A 14,241-nucleotide genomic window follows, 5' to 3' on the forward strand; every position below is an offset into this window, starting at 1 on the left:
AATAAGGTGCCCTTCCTTACGTCTCCAGCACGCGCTGGGCGGCGGCGCGGGAGCGGCGGCCGGTGCGCAGGTACTCGTCGAGGAACTCCCCCGGGTCGTCCCGGCCGAGCAGCGCGACCACCCCGGCCAGCTCGACCCCGTGCCGGGGCAACTGGTCACCGGCCCGACCACGGACCAGCATCAACGCGTTACGGACCTGCGCGGCCAGGGACCAGCCGGCCGCCATCTCCGCGGCGTCCGCCGGGTCGATCAGGCCGGCCTGCTCGGCGGCCGCGAGCGCGTCGAGGGTACGCGTGCCGCGCAGCGCCGGGACCGCGCCGGCGTGCCGGAGCTGGACGAGCTGCACCGCCCACTCCACGTCGGCCAGCCCGCCGCGGCCCAGCTTGGTGTGGGTGGCCGGGTCGGCGCCCCGGGGCAGCCGCTCGGTCTCCACCCGGGCCTTGATCCGGCGGATCTCGACGATCTGCTCGCGGGTGAGCCCCTCGGCCGGGTAGCGCACCGGGTCGATCAGCGCCTCGAACTCGGCGCCCAGGTCGGCGTCACCGCAGACGAACCGGGCGCGCAGCAGCGCCTGCGCCTCCCACAGCCGCGACCAGCGCGCGTAGTACTGGGCGTACGCGGCGAGGCTGCGCACCAACGGGCCCTGCCGGCCCTCGGGACGAAGGTCGGCGTCGACGCCGAGCGGCGGGTCGGGAGCGGGTACGCCGAGCAGCCGGCGCAGCTCCTCGGCGATCGCGTGGGCGGCGGCGCTGGCCGCGCTCTCGCTGCTCCCGGCGGGCGGGTCGTAGACGAAGAGCACGTCGGCGTCGGAGAGGTAGTTCGGCTCGTAACCGCCGAGCCGCCCCATGCCGATCACCGCGAACCGCAGCCCGGGCGGTGCCGGCTGGCTGGCCTGGGCGGCTCGCAGCGCGGCGGCCAGGGTGGCGTCGGTGACGTCGGCGAGCGCCGTGCCGACCGCGGTGATGTCGGCCAGCGCGGGGGCCTGCCGGTTTCCGCCGTCGGTGCGGGCGGGGGCGGGTGCGAGCGAACCGGCCCGGCAGAGCACGTCGGCGCAGGCCACCCGGACCAGCTCCCGGCGGCGCAGCGCGCGCACCGCCCGGGTGGCCTCGACCGGGTCGGTGTGCCGGGCCGCCGCCGCGAGGAACCCCTCCCGGAGCACCTCGGGCGGGCGGGGCGCCAGCTCGTTCTCCTCGGCCAGCAGCCGCAGCGCCTCCGGATCCCGGGCAAGCAGGTCGGCGACGTACCGGGAGAGGGCGAGGACCCGGGCCAGCCGCCGGGCGACCGGGCCACCATCACGCAACAGCCGCAGATACCAGGGGGTGCTGCCCAGCTTGTCGGAGACCTTCCGGTAGTTGAGCAGCCCCCGGTCCGGCTCCGGAGCGTCGGCGAACTCGCTGAGCAGCACCGGCAGCAGGGTCCGCTGGATGGCCGCGGTGCGACTCACCCCGCCGGTGAGGGCCTGGAGGTGGCGCAGCGCCCCGGCCGGGTCGGCGAAGCCGAGGATCTCCAGCCGGTGCCGGGCCGCCTCCGGGGTGAGCCGCAGCCCGTCGGCCGGCACCCGGGCGACCGACTCCAGCAGCGGCCGGTACAGCAGCTTGGCGTGCAGCCGGCGTACCTCGGCGGCGTGGGTCACCCACTCGGCCCGGAAGGCCTCCACGGCGCTGCGCCCCGGCGTCGCCGTGTAGTCCAGCGCGGCGGCGAGCCAGCGCAGCGCGGCCGGCTCGGTGGGCACGGTGTGGGTGCGACGCAGACCCTGCAACTGGAGCCGGTGCTCGATACCGCGAAGGAAGCGGTAGCCGCGCAGCAGCGCCTCGCCGTCGGCACGACCGACGTAGCCGCCGGCGACGAGCGCGCGCAGCGCCGGGATGGTGCCGGGCACCCGCAGCGTCTCGTCGCCGCGACCGTGCACGAGCTGCAACAGCTGGACGGCGAACTCGATGTCGCGCAGCCCGCCGGAGCCGCGCTTGATCTCGCGCTCCAGCTCCTTCGGCGGGATGTTGTCGATGATCCGGCGCCGCATCGCACGGACGTCCTCGACCGCCTCGGGCCGTTCCGCCGCCCGCCACACCAGCGGCGCGAGCTGGTCGATCCACTCCCGCGCCAGCGGCAGGTCACCGGCGGCCGGGCGGGCCTTGAGCAGCGCCTGGAACTCCCAGGTGCGCGCCCATCGGCGGTAGTAGGCCAGGTGACTCGCGAGGGTGCGGACCAGCGGCCCCCGGTTGCCCTCCGGACGCAGCGCCGCGTCCACCGGCCAGGCGACCAGCCCACAGATGTGGATCAGCCGGGTCGCCACCAGCGTGGCGGCGGAGAGGTCGGCGTCCTCGGCCGCCACGAAGATGACGTCCACATCGGAGACGTAGTTCAGCTCGCCGCCGCCGCACTTGCCCATCGCCACCACGGCCAGCCGGGGCCGCGCGGTGCCCGCCGGCAGCTCGCCGACCGCGGTCTCGTACGCCGCGGCCAGCGTCGCGTCCGCCAGCGCGGAGAGCGCGGCCATGGTCTGCTCCAGGCCGCGCCCGCCGGTCAGGTCGGCCGCCGCGATCCGCAGCAGGGCCAGGCGGTACGCGGACCGCAGCACCGCCACCGGGTTGCCGTCGCCAACCGGCTCCAGCCGACCCTCGGCGGTGGGCGCCAGCCCGTCCGGTGCGGTGCGCAGCGCCGCGTAGTGCTCGGGGTGGGCCACCAGATGGTCGCCGAGCGCCGACGAGGCGCCGAGCACCGCGATCAGCCGCCGCCGCAACCCGGGATCGGCGCGCAGCTCCGCGAGCAGCGGCGACCCGGGTTCGGTCGCGCCGGCCAGGGTGCCACCGCTCGTACGGCGTTCGGCCTCGACGATGCGGTGCAGCTGGCGCAGCGCCAGGTCCGGGTCGGCGGCCCGGGACAGCGCGGCAAGCAGCTCCACGGCCGACTCGTCGACCGGCTCCTGCTCGGCCGGCCGCCACAGCCGCAGCCCGTCCGGGCCGAGCAGGTCGGCGGCGCGCGCCCCGCCGTCGCCCTCGGCGGTGCCGAAGCCGTACCGGGCGAGCCGGCCCGACGCCCTGGTCGGCCGGCTCATCAGTGCCCGAGCAGCGGCAGGCCCCGCCGCACCGTGCTGTCGTCCAGCTCGCCGAGGGCCAGCGCGGCGAACCGCGCGGCGAACGGCTGCCAGACCTCCTCGACGTCGACCATCACCGAGGCGCAGGCCGCGACCACCAGCTCCGGGTCGTAGCCCAGCTCGGCGAGGAGCGTCGAGTCGGCGGCCCAGTCGGCGATCATCGCGGTGTCGCACTCGATGTGGAACTGCAGCCCCCAGGCCCGGTCACCGAGCCGGAACGCCTGGTGCGGGTAGCGGGTGGAGGCGGCCAGCAGGGTGGCGCCCCGGGGCAGCTCGGTGATCTCGTCGGAGTGCCACTGGAGCACGTCCGGGATCAGCGGCACGTACCGGAACAGCGGGTCGTTCTCGGCGGCGTCCCGCCGGCCGACCACGCCGGGGCCGATCTCCGGCCCGGACGGGCTCCGCTCGACCAGCCCGGCGTGCGCGGTGGCGAGCAGCTGCGCGCCCAGGCAGACGGCCAGCGTGGGCACCCGGTACCGGACGGCCTTGCGCAGCAGCCCCTCCACCGCCGGGAACCAGGGTGCGCCGGGTGAGCCGTCCGGCAGCGGGTACGCCTGCTGCTCGCCGCCGAGCACCACGAGCGCCGCGTACCCCTCCAGGTCGGCGGGGAGCTCGTCGCCGGCGTGCGGGCGGACCACCCACAGCTCCAGCCCGGCCTCGGTCAGCCACTCGCCCAGTCGGCGCAGGTCGTCCGACGGGTCGTTCTCGATCACCAGCGCGGTTGCCACCCGTCGAGGCTAGCCGGTGCGCCGCGGAGCGCCACCTCCCGCCACGGCCCAACGCCGTCCGCCCCCGCGCCGCCAGCCTGCGCCGGCCCTGCCGGACAGCGGGGTCGCTAGGCTCTGCGGTTGTGATCAGCGAGGACCCGACCGTCGTCCGCCCGCCCGCGCTGCGCCCGGGTGACACGGTGCTGCTGGTGTCGCCGTCCGGGCCGACCTCGCCGGAGCGGGTGGCCCGTGGGATGGAGCTGCTCACCGGCTGGGGCCTGCGGCCGGTGCCGGCGCCGAACGCGTACGCCCGGCAGGGCTACCTGGCCGGCGCGGACGAGCTGCGCGCCGCCGACCTGAACGCGGCGTTCGCCGACCCGCAGGTGCGCGGGGTGATCTGCACCCGCGGTGGCTACGGGGCCCAGCGGGTGGTGGACGCCATCGACATGGCCGCGGTGCGCCGCGACCCGAAGGTGGTGGCCGGCTTCTCCGACATCACGGCACTGCAGTTCGCACTCTGGCGGGGCGCCCGGCTCGCCGGGGTGCACGGCCCGGGGGCGGCCTGGCGGGATGAACGCACCCCGCTGCGCTCGGCCGAGTCGCTGCACGCCGCGCTGATGACGACCGAGCCGGTGACGGTCACCGCGGTGGCCGGCGAGGAGACCTATCCGCTCCGCGTCCCGGGTCGGGCCACCGGCACCCTGCTCGGCGGCAACCTGTGCATGATCGCCGCGTCGATCGGCACGCCGGACCTGCCCGACCTGACCGGGGCGGTGCTGTTGATCGAGGACGTGCAGGAGCCTCCGTACAAGGTCGACCGGATGCTCACCCACCTGCGCCGGGCCGGCGCGCTGGACGGGTTGGCCGGGGTGGCGGTCGGTCAGTTCACCGACTGCGCCGACGGCTGGGACACCACGATCGTCGACGTGCTCGGCGAACGCCTCGGTGGCCTCGGCGTGCCGGTGCTCGGCGGGCTGCCGATCGGTCACGGCCCCGGCCAGCTCAGCGTCCCCGTCGGCACGCGGGCCACCCTCGACACCGAAACGGCCACCCTCAGCGTCCAACCCGCCGTCGCCTGACCGCCCTCTCCTCCGCCCCCGGGCGGTTGGCGACCCGGTCAGGGGGTGAGGCGGGCCAGGTGGCCGTTCTCCAGGGCCGCGTAGATGCTGCCGTCGGGCCCGACGGTGAGGCCGTGCGGCTCGGAATTCGGGGTGGGCAGCTCGTAGGTGTCGACCCGGCCGGTCGGGTCGACGTGGCCGATCCGGTTTCCGGCCCACTCGGTGAACCAGGCGCCACCGGACGGATCGGCGACGATGGCGTGCGGCCGGGCCATTCGGTCCGGCAGCGGGTACTCCTCGATCCGACCGTCGGGGGTGATCCGCCCGACCTGACCGGCCGCGATCTCCACGAACCAGAGCGCCCCGTCCACGCCCGCGGTGATACCGACCGGCGCGGCGCCCGCGGTGGGCAACGGGTGCACCCGTACGGCGCCGTCCATGCCGACCCGGGCGATGGCGTTCCCCTGGTTGAGGGTGCACCAGACCGCGTCGTCCGGCCCGGCCGCCACCATCGAGGCGAACGCTCCGGAAACCGGCAACGGCACCTCGGTGACCACGCCGTCGGTGCTCACCCGTCCGACGGTGTCGGAGTTCATTCCGGCGTACCAGAGGGCGCCGTCCGGACCCGCGGCGATGCCGCACGGGCCGGTGCCGGCCGGTAGCGCGACCTCGCTCTGCTCCCCGTCGGTGGTGATGCGGCCGATCCGGTCGTCGCCGGAGCGGGTGAACCAGAGCGCGCCGTCCGGACCGGACGTGACGATCAGCGGCCGGCTGCCCGGATCGCCGGCCGGCCAGCGGCGCAGTGAACCATCCACGTCCATCCGAGCGATCGCGCCGGCGTGGACCAGGGTCAGCCAGAGCGCCGCGTCGGGGCCGGTGGTGATGCCGTACGGCCCGGCCTGCGGGTCGGTGATCGGGAGTTCCCGGATCGGTGTGGACGTCACGAGGGAGCTGCCTTCCGTCGGTGGGATCCCGGTCAGACCGGGCCCGGCGGCTCGGCCCCCCGGGGCACGGCGAGGACCCACCCTCACCCATCGGGCGTACCGAGGCAACCGGTTTGTCCGACTCCGTGGCCCCGGATTGCCAGCTGGCGGACAGCTTCGGCACGGGTTCCACCCAGCCGGGCTGGTCACTGTCGGCGAGGACATCGCAACATCACCGAACATCTGGAGGAGAGCATGCCCCGCACCATGCGCAAGAAGCACCTGCTGGCCGGCCTGGCCACCGCCGGCGTCCTCGGCGTGGGGATCGCGGCCCCGACGATCGCGTTCGCCGCGGACGCCACGCCGACGCCGAGCGCCAGCAGCACCGCCGACGGCTCGGGCACATCGAAGGCCGACCGGCAGGGCGAGTTCGCCGAGGCGCTCGCCAAGGAGCTGGGCGTCTCCGCCGACAAGGTGACCGCCGCGCTGGAGAAGGTCCGCGAGCAGCAGCGCGCCGACCGGCCGGAACGGCCGTCCACCAAGGACCGGCAGGCCGCGCTCAAGAAGCGGCTGGACCAGGCGGTCAAGGACGGCAAGCTCACCCAGGAGCAGGCCGATGCGATCACCAAGGCCGTCGAGGCCGGTGTCTTCCCCGGCCCGGGCGGCCACCCCGGCCCGGGTCACCGCGGGCCGGGCGGTCACGGCGGCCCCGGCGGTACGGCCGGTAGGTGACCGTCGGCGGCCCCGCCCGGCCGGGCGGGGCCGCCACCGACCAGACCGTCAGCCGGCGGGGGCGGGCGGGGGCGTGAACACGCCGAGGTGGTTGCCGGCCGGGTCGAGCAGGTGGGCGAGAGTGAGGCCGCTCGGAGCGGTACGCGCCGACACCAGCACCTTGCCGCCGGCCGCCTCGGCCCGCTGGCAGGTCTGGGCCACGTCGGCGACCTCGGCGTAGAACACCGCGTAGTTCGGGGTCGTCCCGTCGGTCGCCCGGATCGCCCCGCCGATTCCGGTGTCGCCACCGGCCCCGGTGACGCGGTAGGACCCGCCATTGGTGGCGCCCTGCTCCTCGAAGGTCCAACCGAACAGCTCGCCGTAGAAGCGCTCCGCCTCCTCCGGTCGATCGGTGCCGATCTCGAACCAGGTGATGGGCGTCGTGGACATCTGCTGCCTCCAGTTTCCGTGCCGGCCGTTCGGCCGCCGTCAGGAGCAGTCTCGGAGTCGTTGGCGACAGCGTCCTGTCGGTGTTTCCGCATCACCCGACGGGGTTCGCACCCGGCGGTGCCCGACACGGCCCGCGCCGTCGGTCTCAGACCAGGCTGAGCCGTCGGACCCGCTCGTGCGGGATGTCGAGATCCGCCGGGCGCAGCTCCCGGGCCACCACCTCGGGCAGTGCCCGCACGTCCCGGAATCCGGTCCGTGCGAAAGCAGCGCAGCTCGTCGCGCAGCCGGCACCAGGCGAGCAGGTACCAGTGCCGAGCGTTGCCGAGATAGCCGAGCGGCTCGACGTCGCGTACCGAATCGGCGCCGCCGCGGTCGGCGTACCGGATGCGCAGCACCCGCCGCGCGGCGACCGCGTCGGCGACGATGGCCGGACGGGCGTGGCCGGCCCGTCGCCGATCAGGTGCACCCGGCCGGCGAGCCGGTGCGCCTCGGCCGCGTCGGCGGCCGGCAGGACCGCCACCAGCTTGCGCAGCGCGGTGGCGCCCGGCCCGGCGAACGGCGTGCCGGCGAGCCGGTGCAGCGCGACGGCCATAGCGACCGCCTCGGCGGCGGTGAGGTTGACCGGGGGCAGGGTGCGGGAGGGGTCCAGCACATAGCCGCCGGTGCGCCCCGGCTCCGCCCAGATCGGCACGCCAGCCTCCTGGAGGGCGCCGATGTCGCGCTCGATGGTCCGGCTGCTCACCTCGAAGCGCGCGGCGAGCCAGCGGGCGCTGCGCGGCCGCGGCGACATCGCCCGCAGCTCCTCGACCAGGGCGTAGAGGCGGTCCGTGCGGTTCATGCCCGGCACGCTACGGCCGGGGTACGACGACCGCGCTCAGACGATGCGGGCTCAGGCGATGCAGGCGCAGACGATCAGCGCCACGCCGAAGTGGGTGGCGGCGCTGACCCGGGCCGCCGGGTGCGGCTCCGGCGAGCAGATGACCTCACCGAGCTTGCCGGGGGTGAGCAGGTCGAGCACCACGAAGGCCAGCGCCATGATGGCCAGCCCGACCAGCCCGAACACCACCGTGGAGGCGAGCCCCTTGCCGAAGTCGCTGTAGCTGGTGAGGATCGCGGTGAAGACGATCCCGGCGATGCCCAGCTGGTTGGCGGCGAGCAGCAGCCCCGCGTTGGCGTTGCGGTCCACCCAGATCAGGTCCCGCAGGCGGCCGGGAGTGAGCACGTCGACCAGCCCGAACCCGGCCGCCATCAGCCCCACGCCGACGATCCCGAACACGACGCTCTGCCAGGCACCGCTGAGCAGATCCTCCAGCACCGACTGCCTCCCGAGTCTCCGCCCGGAGGGGTACCGGCGCGGTGATCGAGACGATAGCGGCAGGGCGCAACCGCGTCAGCCCCGTGGCTACAGCGCCAGGTAGCGCTGCCGCTCGTACGGGGTGACCTCGCGGCGGTACTGCTCCCACTCGGCCCGCTTGTTGCGCAGGAAGAAGTCGAAGACGTGCTCGCCGAGCACCTCGGCGACCAGCTCGGACTCGGCCATCACGTCGATCGCCTCGGCGAGGTTCTCCGGCAGCGCCTCGTACCCCATCGCGCGCCGCTCGGCGCTGGTCAGCGACCAGACGTCGTCCTCGGCGCCCGGCGGCAGCTCGTAGCCCTCCTCGATGCCCTTCATGCCGGCGCCGAGCAGCACCGCGAAGGCGAGGTACGGGTTGGCCGCCGAGTCCGGCGAACGGACCTCGACCCGGGCCGAATTGGGCTTGCCGTACGCGGGCACCCGGACGAGCGCGGACCGGTTCAGGTGACCCCAGCAGACGTACGCCGGGCTCTCGGTGATCCGGTCCGGCAGCGCCAGCGGGAAGAGCCGCTTGTACGAGTTGACCCACTGGTTGGTGACCGCGGTGTACTCGCGGGCGTGCACCAGCAGGCCGGCGATGAACGACTTCGCCACCTTGGAGAGCTTCATCGGGTCGCCGCTGTCGTGGAACGCGTTGCGCTCCCCCTCGAACAGCGACAGGTGGGTGTGCATGCCGCTGCCCGGCTGGTCGGTGAACGGCTTCGGCATGAAGCTCGCCTGCACGCCGGTGGAGAGCGCCACCTCCTTCACCACGTGCCGGAAGGTCATGATGTTGTCGGCGGTGGTGAGCGCGTCGGCGTAGCGCAGGTCGATCTCCTGCTGGCCGGGGGCGACCTCGTGGTGGCTGAACTCCACCGAGATGCCGATCCGCTCCAGCGCCAGCACGCCCTGCCGCCGGAAGTCCCGCGCGACGGCGTGGGTGGTGTGCTCGAAGTAGCCGCCGGTGTCCACCGGGATGGGCACCGAGCCGTCCTGCGGGCCGTTCTCCAGCAGGAAGAACTCGATCTCGGGATGGGTGTAGAAGGTGAAGCCCTTCTCGGCGGCCTTGGACAGCGCCCGGCGCAGCACGTGCCGCGGATCGGCCCAGGAGGGCCCGCCGTCGGGCAGCAGGATGTCGCAGAACATCCGGGCGCTCTCGCCGCTGACCCCGCCCTCGAACGGGAAGACCTGGAAGGTGGTCGGGTCGGGCATGGCGACCATGTCGGATTCGAAGACCCGGGCGAAGCCCTCGATCGCCGAGCCGTCGAAGCCGATGCCCTCCTCGAAGGCCGCCTCCAGCTCGGCGGGCGCCACCGACACGCTCTTGAGCGTGCCCAGCACGTCCGTGAACCACAGCCGGACGAACCGGATGTCCCGCTCTTCCAGCGTACGGAGGACGAACTCCTGCTGACGGTCCACTGCCACCCCTCGCAACACCTGTTTGCCATCACCGGCCGGGTCTGACCGACCAGTCTCCACGGGCCTGGTTACGCCGACGTTACGCCAACGCCCGGCCGCCGTCCTGCCGTGCCCGCCGGGGTGCCCGCGCCCGGGAGACGACCCGACATGAGCCGGCCCGCCGGCGGGTGGCCGAGCCTGCCCGGGCGTGGCCGCCGGTGGGTGGCTCAGCTCGCCCGGGCGTGGCCCGCATCTCCCGCCGGGCGCCGTGTCCGCCCGGACCGGCTGGGGCAAGATGAGGGCATGCCCACCCTGCGTCTCGCCCTGTCCCAGGTCAACCCGAGCGTCGGCGACCTCGCCGGCAACGCCGACCTGGTCCGCAGCTGGACACGCCAGGCCGCCGACGCCGGCGCCCAGCTGGTGCTGTTCCCGGAGATGATGCTGACCGGCTACCCGGTCGAGGACCTGGTCTTCCGGCGGTCCTTCGTCGCCGCGTCCCGGGCCGCCCTGGAGCGGCTCGCCGCCGACCTCGCCGCGGACGGCCTCGGCGAGCTGCCGGTGGTGGTCGGCTACCTGGACGCCGACGGGCCGCCGCAGGTCAGCGGGGACGCCGAGCCGGGCCGGGGTGCCCGCAACGCCGCCGCGCTGCTGCACCGGGGCGAGGTGGCCGCCCGCTACTTCAAGCACCACCTGCCCAACTACGGCGTCTTCGACGAGGACCGCTACTTCATCCCCGGTAACGCGCTGACCGTCGTGCGGATCGGCGGGGTGGACGTCGCGCTGACCATCTGCGAGGACCTGTGGCAGGCCGGCGGGCCGTTCGCCGCCGCCCGGCAGGCCGGGGTCGGCCTGGTGGTCAACATCAACGGCTCGCCGTACGAGCTGAACAAGGACGACATCCGGCTGCCGCTGGTCCGCCGCCGGGCCGCCGAGGCCGGCGCCGCCATCGCGTACGTCAACATGATCGGCGGCCAGGACGAGTTGGTCTTCGAGGGCGACTCGATGATCGTGGCCGCCGACGGTGAGCTGCTCACCCGGGCCCCGCAGTTCGTCGAGCACCTGCTCGTGCACGATCTCGAGCTGCCGGCCGCCGCCACGCCGCCGGCCCCGGAGGCCGTCGCGGACGGCATGCGGGTGGTGCACAGCACGCTGGACGCCATTCCGCCCACGCCGTCCGGCCCGGTCGCGATCGGCGGGCTGATCGAGCCGGTGGCCGACGAGGCCGAGGTGTGGCAGGCGCTGGTGCTCGGCCTGCGCGACTACGTCAACAAGAACCGGTTCCCGTCGGTGGTGCTCGGCCTTTCCGGCGGCATCGACTCCGCGGTGGTGGCCGCGCTCGCCGTCGACGCGCTCGGCCCGGACCGGGTGGTCGGGGTCTCGCTGCCCAGCCAGCACTCCTCGGAGCACTCCCGGGAGGACGCCGCCGACCTGGCCAAGCGCACCGGGCTGGACTACCGGGTGGAGCCGATCCAGCCGATGGTGGACGGCTTCCTGGCCAACCTGTCGCTGTCCGGGGTGGCGGTGGAGAACCTCCAGGCCCGGGTACGCGGCGTCATCCTGATGGCCCTGTCGAACCAGGAGGGCCACCTGGTGCTGACCACAGGCAACAAGAGCGAGCTGGCGGTCGGCTACTCCACCCTGTACGGCGACTCGGTGGGCGGCTTCAACCCCATCAAGGACGTCTGGAAGACGCTGGTCTGGCGGCTGGCGAAGTGGCGCAACGCGGACGCGGTCCGGCGGGGCGAGACCGCCCCGATCCCGGAGAACTCGATCGGCAAGCCGCCGAGCGCCGAGCTGAGCCCGGGCCAGCTGGACAGCGACACCCTGCCCGACTACGACGTGCTGGACCCGATCCTGATCGGCTACGTCGACGGCGACCTCGGTCGGGACGGGCTGGTCGAGTCGGGCCACGATCCGGCGGTCGTGGACAAGGTGCTGCGCCTGGTGGATACCGCCGAGTACAAGCGACGGCAGTCCGCTCCGGGCGCGAAGATCTCGATGAAGGCGTTCGGGCGGGACCGCCGGCTGCCGATCACCAACCGGTGGCGCGAGCACGGCTGAGCCGTCCGGGTGTGCGTCGGGCCGGTGGCCCCGGTCCGGCGCCGCAGCGCGGTGGAGTGACATCTCGCACTGCGCTCTGCCGTCACCCCCTTCCGCGGTGCGACGATCGCTGCGGAACCCGGGGACCGCGCAGGCGGCCTCGAGGAAGGAGACAGTGATGGTGGAGTCCACTCCGAACGAGGTGATCGCCCTGTACGGCGGGCCGGCCACGCGACGAGTCCGCACCCGCGACCTGATCGCCGCCAAGGAGCGCGGCGAACGGTGGCCGATGCTCACCTCGTACGACCAGTACACGGCGGCGATCTTCGACCAGGCCGGAGTCCCGGTGCTGTTGGTCGGCGACTCGGCCGCGAACAACGTGTTCGGCTACGAGACCACCCTGCCGGTCACCGCCGACGAACTGCTTCCGCTGGTGCGGGCCGTGGTACGGGCCACCCGGCACGCACTCATCGTCGGCGACCTGCCGTTCGGCTCGTACGAGGAGGGCCCGACTCAGGCGCTGCGCACCGCGGTGCGGTTCATGAAGGAGGGTGGCTGCCACGCGGTGAAGCTGGAGGGTGGCCGCCGCTGCGCAGCGCAGATCGCCGCGATCGTCGGCGCGGGCATCCCGGTGATGGCGCACATCGGCTTCACCCCGCAGAGCGAGCACACCCTGGGCGGTTACCGGGTGCAGGGCCGGGGCGACGCGGCCGACGAGGTGCTGGCCGACGCCCGTGCGGTGGCCGAGGCGGGCGCGTTCGCGGTGGTACTGGAGATGGTGCCGGGTGAGGTCGCCAAGCAGGTCACCCACGAGCTGCCGATCCCCACGGTCGGCATCGGGGCGGGCCCGGCCACCGACGCGCAGGTGCTGGTCTGGCAGGACATGGCCGGCCTGCGTACCGGCAAGGCACCACGCTTCGTGAAGCGGTACGCGGACCTGGCCGGTGCCCTCACCGACGCCACCCGCCAATTCGCCGACGAGGTCCGCGGCGGCGGGTTCCCGGCCGCCGAGCACACCTTCTAGAACGGGCCCACGGCCAGAACGGGTCCACGGCGTGGGGCTGGTCGGAAGGGCGTTTCCGCTCGCCGGCCGGCGCCACCGCCGCTACCTGACACCGCAGAAAGCGCGGAAGGCAGCGGCAGCGGCAGCGGCAATCGATCATGATGACTGAGGTTGTCGTACACCTGTTCTAGTCTCGGGGTCGTGGTCGAGGAGTTGGCGCAGGCGGAGGACGCGGTGGCGGCGTGCCTCGACGTGGCCACCTGGGCCCTTGCGGAGCAGGACCTCATCGCGGCGCTCGACACCGCGCACCGGCTCGAGCAGCGCCTGGCGGCCGTGAAACTGGCCCTGGTGCGCGAGCTGGACGGCCGGGGCACGGCCGGCACGCAGGGGGCGTCGTCGATGGTGGTCTGGCTGCGCGATCGGCTGCGGCTCACCGTCCCTGCCGCCCGGCGACTGATCGACCTCGCCGGCACGCTCGACGCCGTCGCCCCGGGCGCGCGCCGCGCGCTGGCCGATGGGGCCATCAGCCTGGAGCATGCGCGGGTCATCGGCGACACGGTCAGCACCGTGCAGACCGCCGCCGGTGCCGAGGCCGCCGACAAGGCGGTCGGCGTGCTCGTCGAGTGGGCGGGGCAGTTCGATCCCGCTCTGCTCCGCCGGCTGGGCGCGCGGATCCTCGACCACGTGGTCTCGGAGGTCGCCGAGGCCGCCACCGGGGCAGCGTTGGAAGCCGAGGCCCACCGGTCCGCCCGAGACCGTCATGTCACCCTGTCCGAGCTACACGACGGCCGCCTCCGGCTGACCGGCAGCCTGGACGCCGAGGCGGCCGGCCTGCTGCGCGCCGCGATCGACCCGTTGACCGCACCGTCGGGTCCGGACGACACGCGTACCCCCGGGCAACGCCGCCACGACGCGCTCGCCGACCTCTCGGCTCACCCTGCGCGCCGGTGACCTACCCGAACACGGCGGCGAGCCCGCCCAGATCGTCGTCACCACCAGCTTCGACAATCTGGCCCGGCAGCTCGACGCCGGCACCCTGGACACCGGCCTCCGGCTCACCCCGCAGACGGTGCGCCGACTCGCCTGCGACGCGAGCATCCTGCCCGCCGTCCTCGGTGGCGCCGGTCAGCTACTCGACGTGGGCCGGCAACGCCGCCTCGTCAGCGGGCCGCTGCGGCGCGACCTGGTCCTGAGGGACCGCGGCTGCGCCTTCCCGGGCTGCGACCGCCCGCCGCGCTGGTGCGACGCCCACCACATCCGGCACTAGGCGGACGGCGGCGACACCAGCCTGGCCAACGCGGTACTGCTCTGCGCACACCACCACCGCCACATCCACCGCGGCGACTGGGGCCGTCCGGCTCGGCGGCGACGCCCACCCGGAATTCGTTCCGCCGGCCTGGCTCGATCCCGACCGGCTCCCCCGCCGCAACCAGTACCACCGGCGCACGTGAGGACGACTCCTGAGCTACGACACGCGGCAGGTCGACGAGTCAGGCACCGCCCATCGGACGCCAGCCGTCGCCG

General features: G+C 74.3%; 10 protein-coding genes and 3 pseudogenes. 5 read left to right on the forward strand and 8 right to left on the reverse strand.

The features are described 5' to 3' along the window. Nucleotides 1–16 precede the first annotated feature (16 nt). Both BUS84_RS15370 and BUS84_RS15375 read right to left on the reverse strand, forming a co-directional pair. Nucleotides 17–3,055, reverse strand: a complete 3,039-nt coding sequence (locus BUS84_RS15370) for a bifunctional [glutamine synthetase] adenylyltransferase/[glutamine synthetase]-adenylyl-L-tyrosine phosphorylase (RefSeq protein ID WP_074313261.1) — start codon at nucleotides 3,053–3,055, stop codon at nucleotides 17–19. Then, the gene (locus BUS84_RS15375) at nucleotides 3,055–3,822 is read right to left on the reverse strand and encodes a type 1 glutamine amidotransferase (RefSeq protein WP_074313263.1); all 768 of its coding nucleotides are present in this window, start codon (nucleotides 3,820–3,822) and stop codon (nucleotides 3,055–3,057) included. Before BUS84_RS15375 ends, BUS84_RS15370 begins: the two co-directional genes overlap by 1 nt. A gap of 122 nt (nucleotides 3,823–3,944) precedes the next feature. On the opposite strand from BUS84_RS15375, the gene BUS84_RS15380 reads away from it, so the two are divergent. Next, on the forward strand, nucleotides 3,945–4,880 hold the full coding sequence (locus BUS84_RS15380) for a S66 peptidase family protein (protein ID WP_074313265.1): 936 nt from the start codon (nucleotides 3,945–3,947) through the stop codon (nucleotides 4,878–4,880). A gap of 38 nt (nucleotides 4,881–4,918) precedes the next feature. On the opposite strand, the gene BUS84_RS15385 is transcribed toward BUS84_RS15380, so the two are convergent. After that, nucleotides 4,919–5,803, reverse strand: coding sequence for a Vgb family protein (locus BUS84_RS15385; RefSeq protein ID WP_074313267.1), 885 nt, complete (start codon nucleotides 5,801–5,803; stop codon nucleotides 4,919–4,921). 234 nt (nucleotides 5,804–6,037) lie between these two features. On the opposite strand from BUS84_RS15385, the gene BUS84_RS15390 reads away from it, so the two are divergent. Further along, nucleotides 6,038–6,514: a hypothetical protein gene (locus BUS84_RS15390; RefSeq protein WP_074313269.1), complete on the forward strand. Its 477-nt coding sequence runs from the start codon at nucleotides 6,038–6,040 to the stop codon at nucleotides 6,512–6,514. Nucleotides 6,515–6,562: 48 nt separating this feature from the next. Here BUS84_RS15390 and BUS84_RS15395 read toward each other — a convergent pair whose 3' ends face one another. From BUS84_RS15395 to glnA, 5 genes and pseudogenes are all read right to left on the reverse strand, one after another. Then, nucleotides 6,563–6,943 (reverse strand): VOC family protein, encoded by a 381-nt coding sequence (locus BUS84_RS15395; protein WP_074313271.1) that lies wholly within the window; start codon nucleotides 6,941–6,943, stop codon nucleotides 6,563–6,565. Nucleotides 6,944–7,248: 305 nt separating this feature from the next. Continuing rightward, a pseudogene (locus BUS84_RS39925) lies at nucleotides 7,249–7,338 on the reverse strand (transcriptional regulator); the annotation flags it as partial. Nucleotides 7,339–7,607: 269 nt separating this feature from the next. After that, nucleotides 7,608–7,781: pseudogene (locus BUS84_RS40915) on the reverse strand (helix-turn-helix transcriptional regulator); the annotation flags it as partial. A 51-nt stretch (nucleotides 7,782–7,832) separates the two neighbouring features. Next, nucleotides 7,833–8,258 carry a DUF350 domain-containing protein gene (locus tag BUS84_RS15405; protein ID WP_074313273.1) on the reverse strand — a complete coding sequence of 142 codons (426 nt, stop codon included), beginning with the start codon at nucleotides 8,256–8,258 and terminating at the stop codon, nucleotides 7,833–7,835. A gap of 87 nt (nucleotides 8,259–8,345) precedes the next feature. After that, nucleotides 8,346–9,695, reverse strand: a complete 1,350-nt coding sequence (glnA, locus tag BUS84_RS15410) for a type I glutamate--ammonia ligase (RefSeq protein WP_074313275.1) — start codon at nucleotides 9,693–9,695, stop codon at nucleotides 8,346–8,348. A 282-nt stretch (nucleotides 9,696–9,977) separates the two neighbouring features. On the opposite strand from glnA, the gene BUS84_RS15415 reads away from it, so the two are divergent. From BUS84_RS15415 to BUS84_RS15425, 3 genes and pseudogenes are all read left to right on the forward strand, one after another. After that, on the forward strand, nucleotides 9,978–11,735 hold the full coding sequence (locus BUS84_RS15415) for an NAD+ synthase (RefSeq protein ID WP_074313277.1): 1,758 nt from the start codon (nucleotides 9,978–9,980) through the stop codon (nucleotides 11,733–11,735). A 157-nt stretch (nucleotides 11,736–11,892) separates the two neighbouring features. Beyond that, nucleotides 11,893–12,738, forward strand: a complete 846-nt coding sequence (panB, locus tag BUS84_RS15420) for a 3-methyl-2-oxobutanoate hydroxymethyltransferase (RefSeq protein ID WP_074313279.1) — start codon at nucleotides 11,893–11,895, stop codon at nucleotides 12,736–12,738. A 180-nt stretch (nucleotides 12,739–12,918) separates the two neighbouring features. Further along, nucleotides 12,919–14,168, forward strand: a pseudogene (locus BUS84_RS15425) (HNH endonuclease signature motif containing protein). The last annotated feature ends 73 nt before the right edge of the window (nucleotides 14,169–14,241 follow it).

The sequence above is a fragment of the Micromonospora cremea genome, assembly GCF_900143515.1.
Classification (GTDB): Bacteria; Actinomycetota; Actinomycetes; order Mycobacteriales; family Micromonosporaceae; genus Micromonospora; species Micromonospora cremea.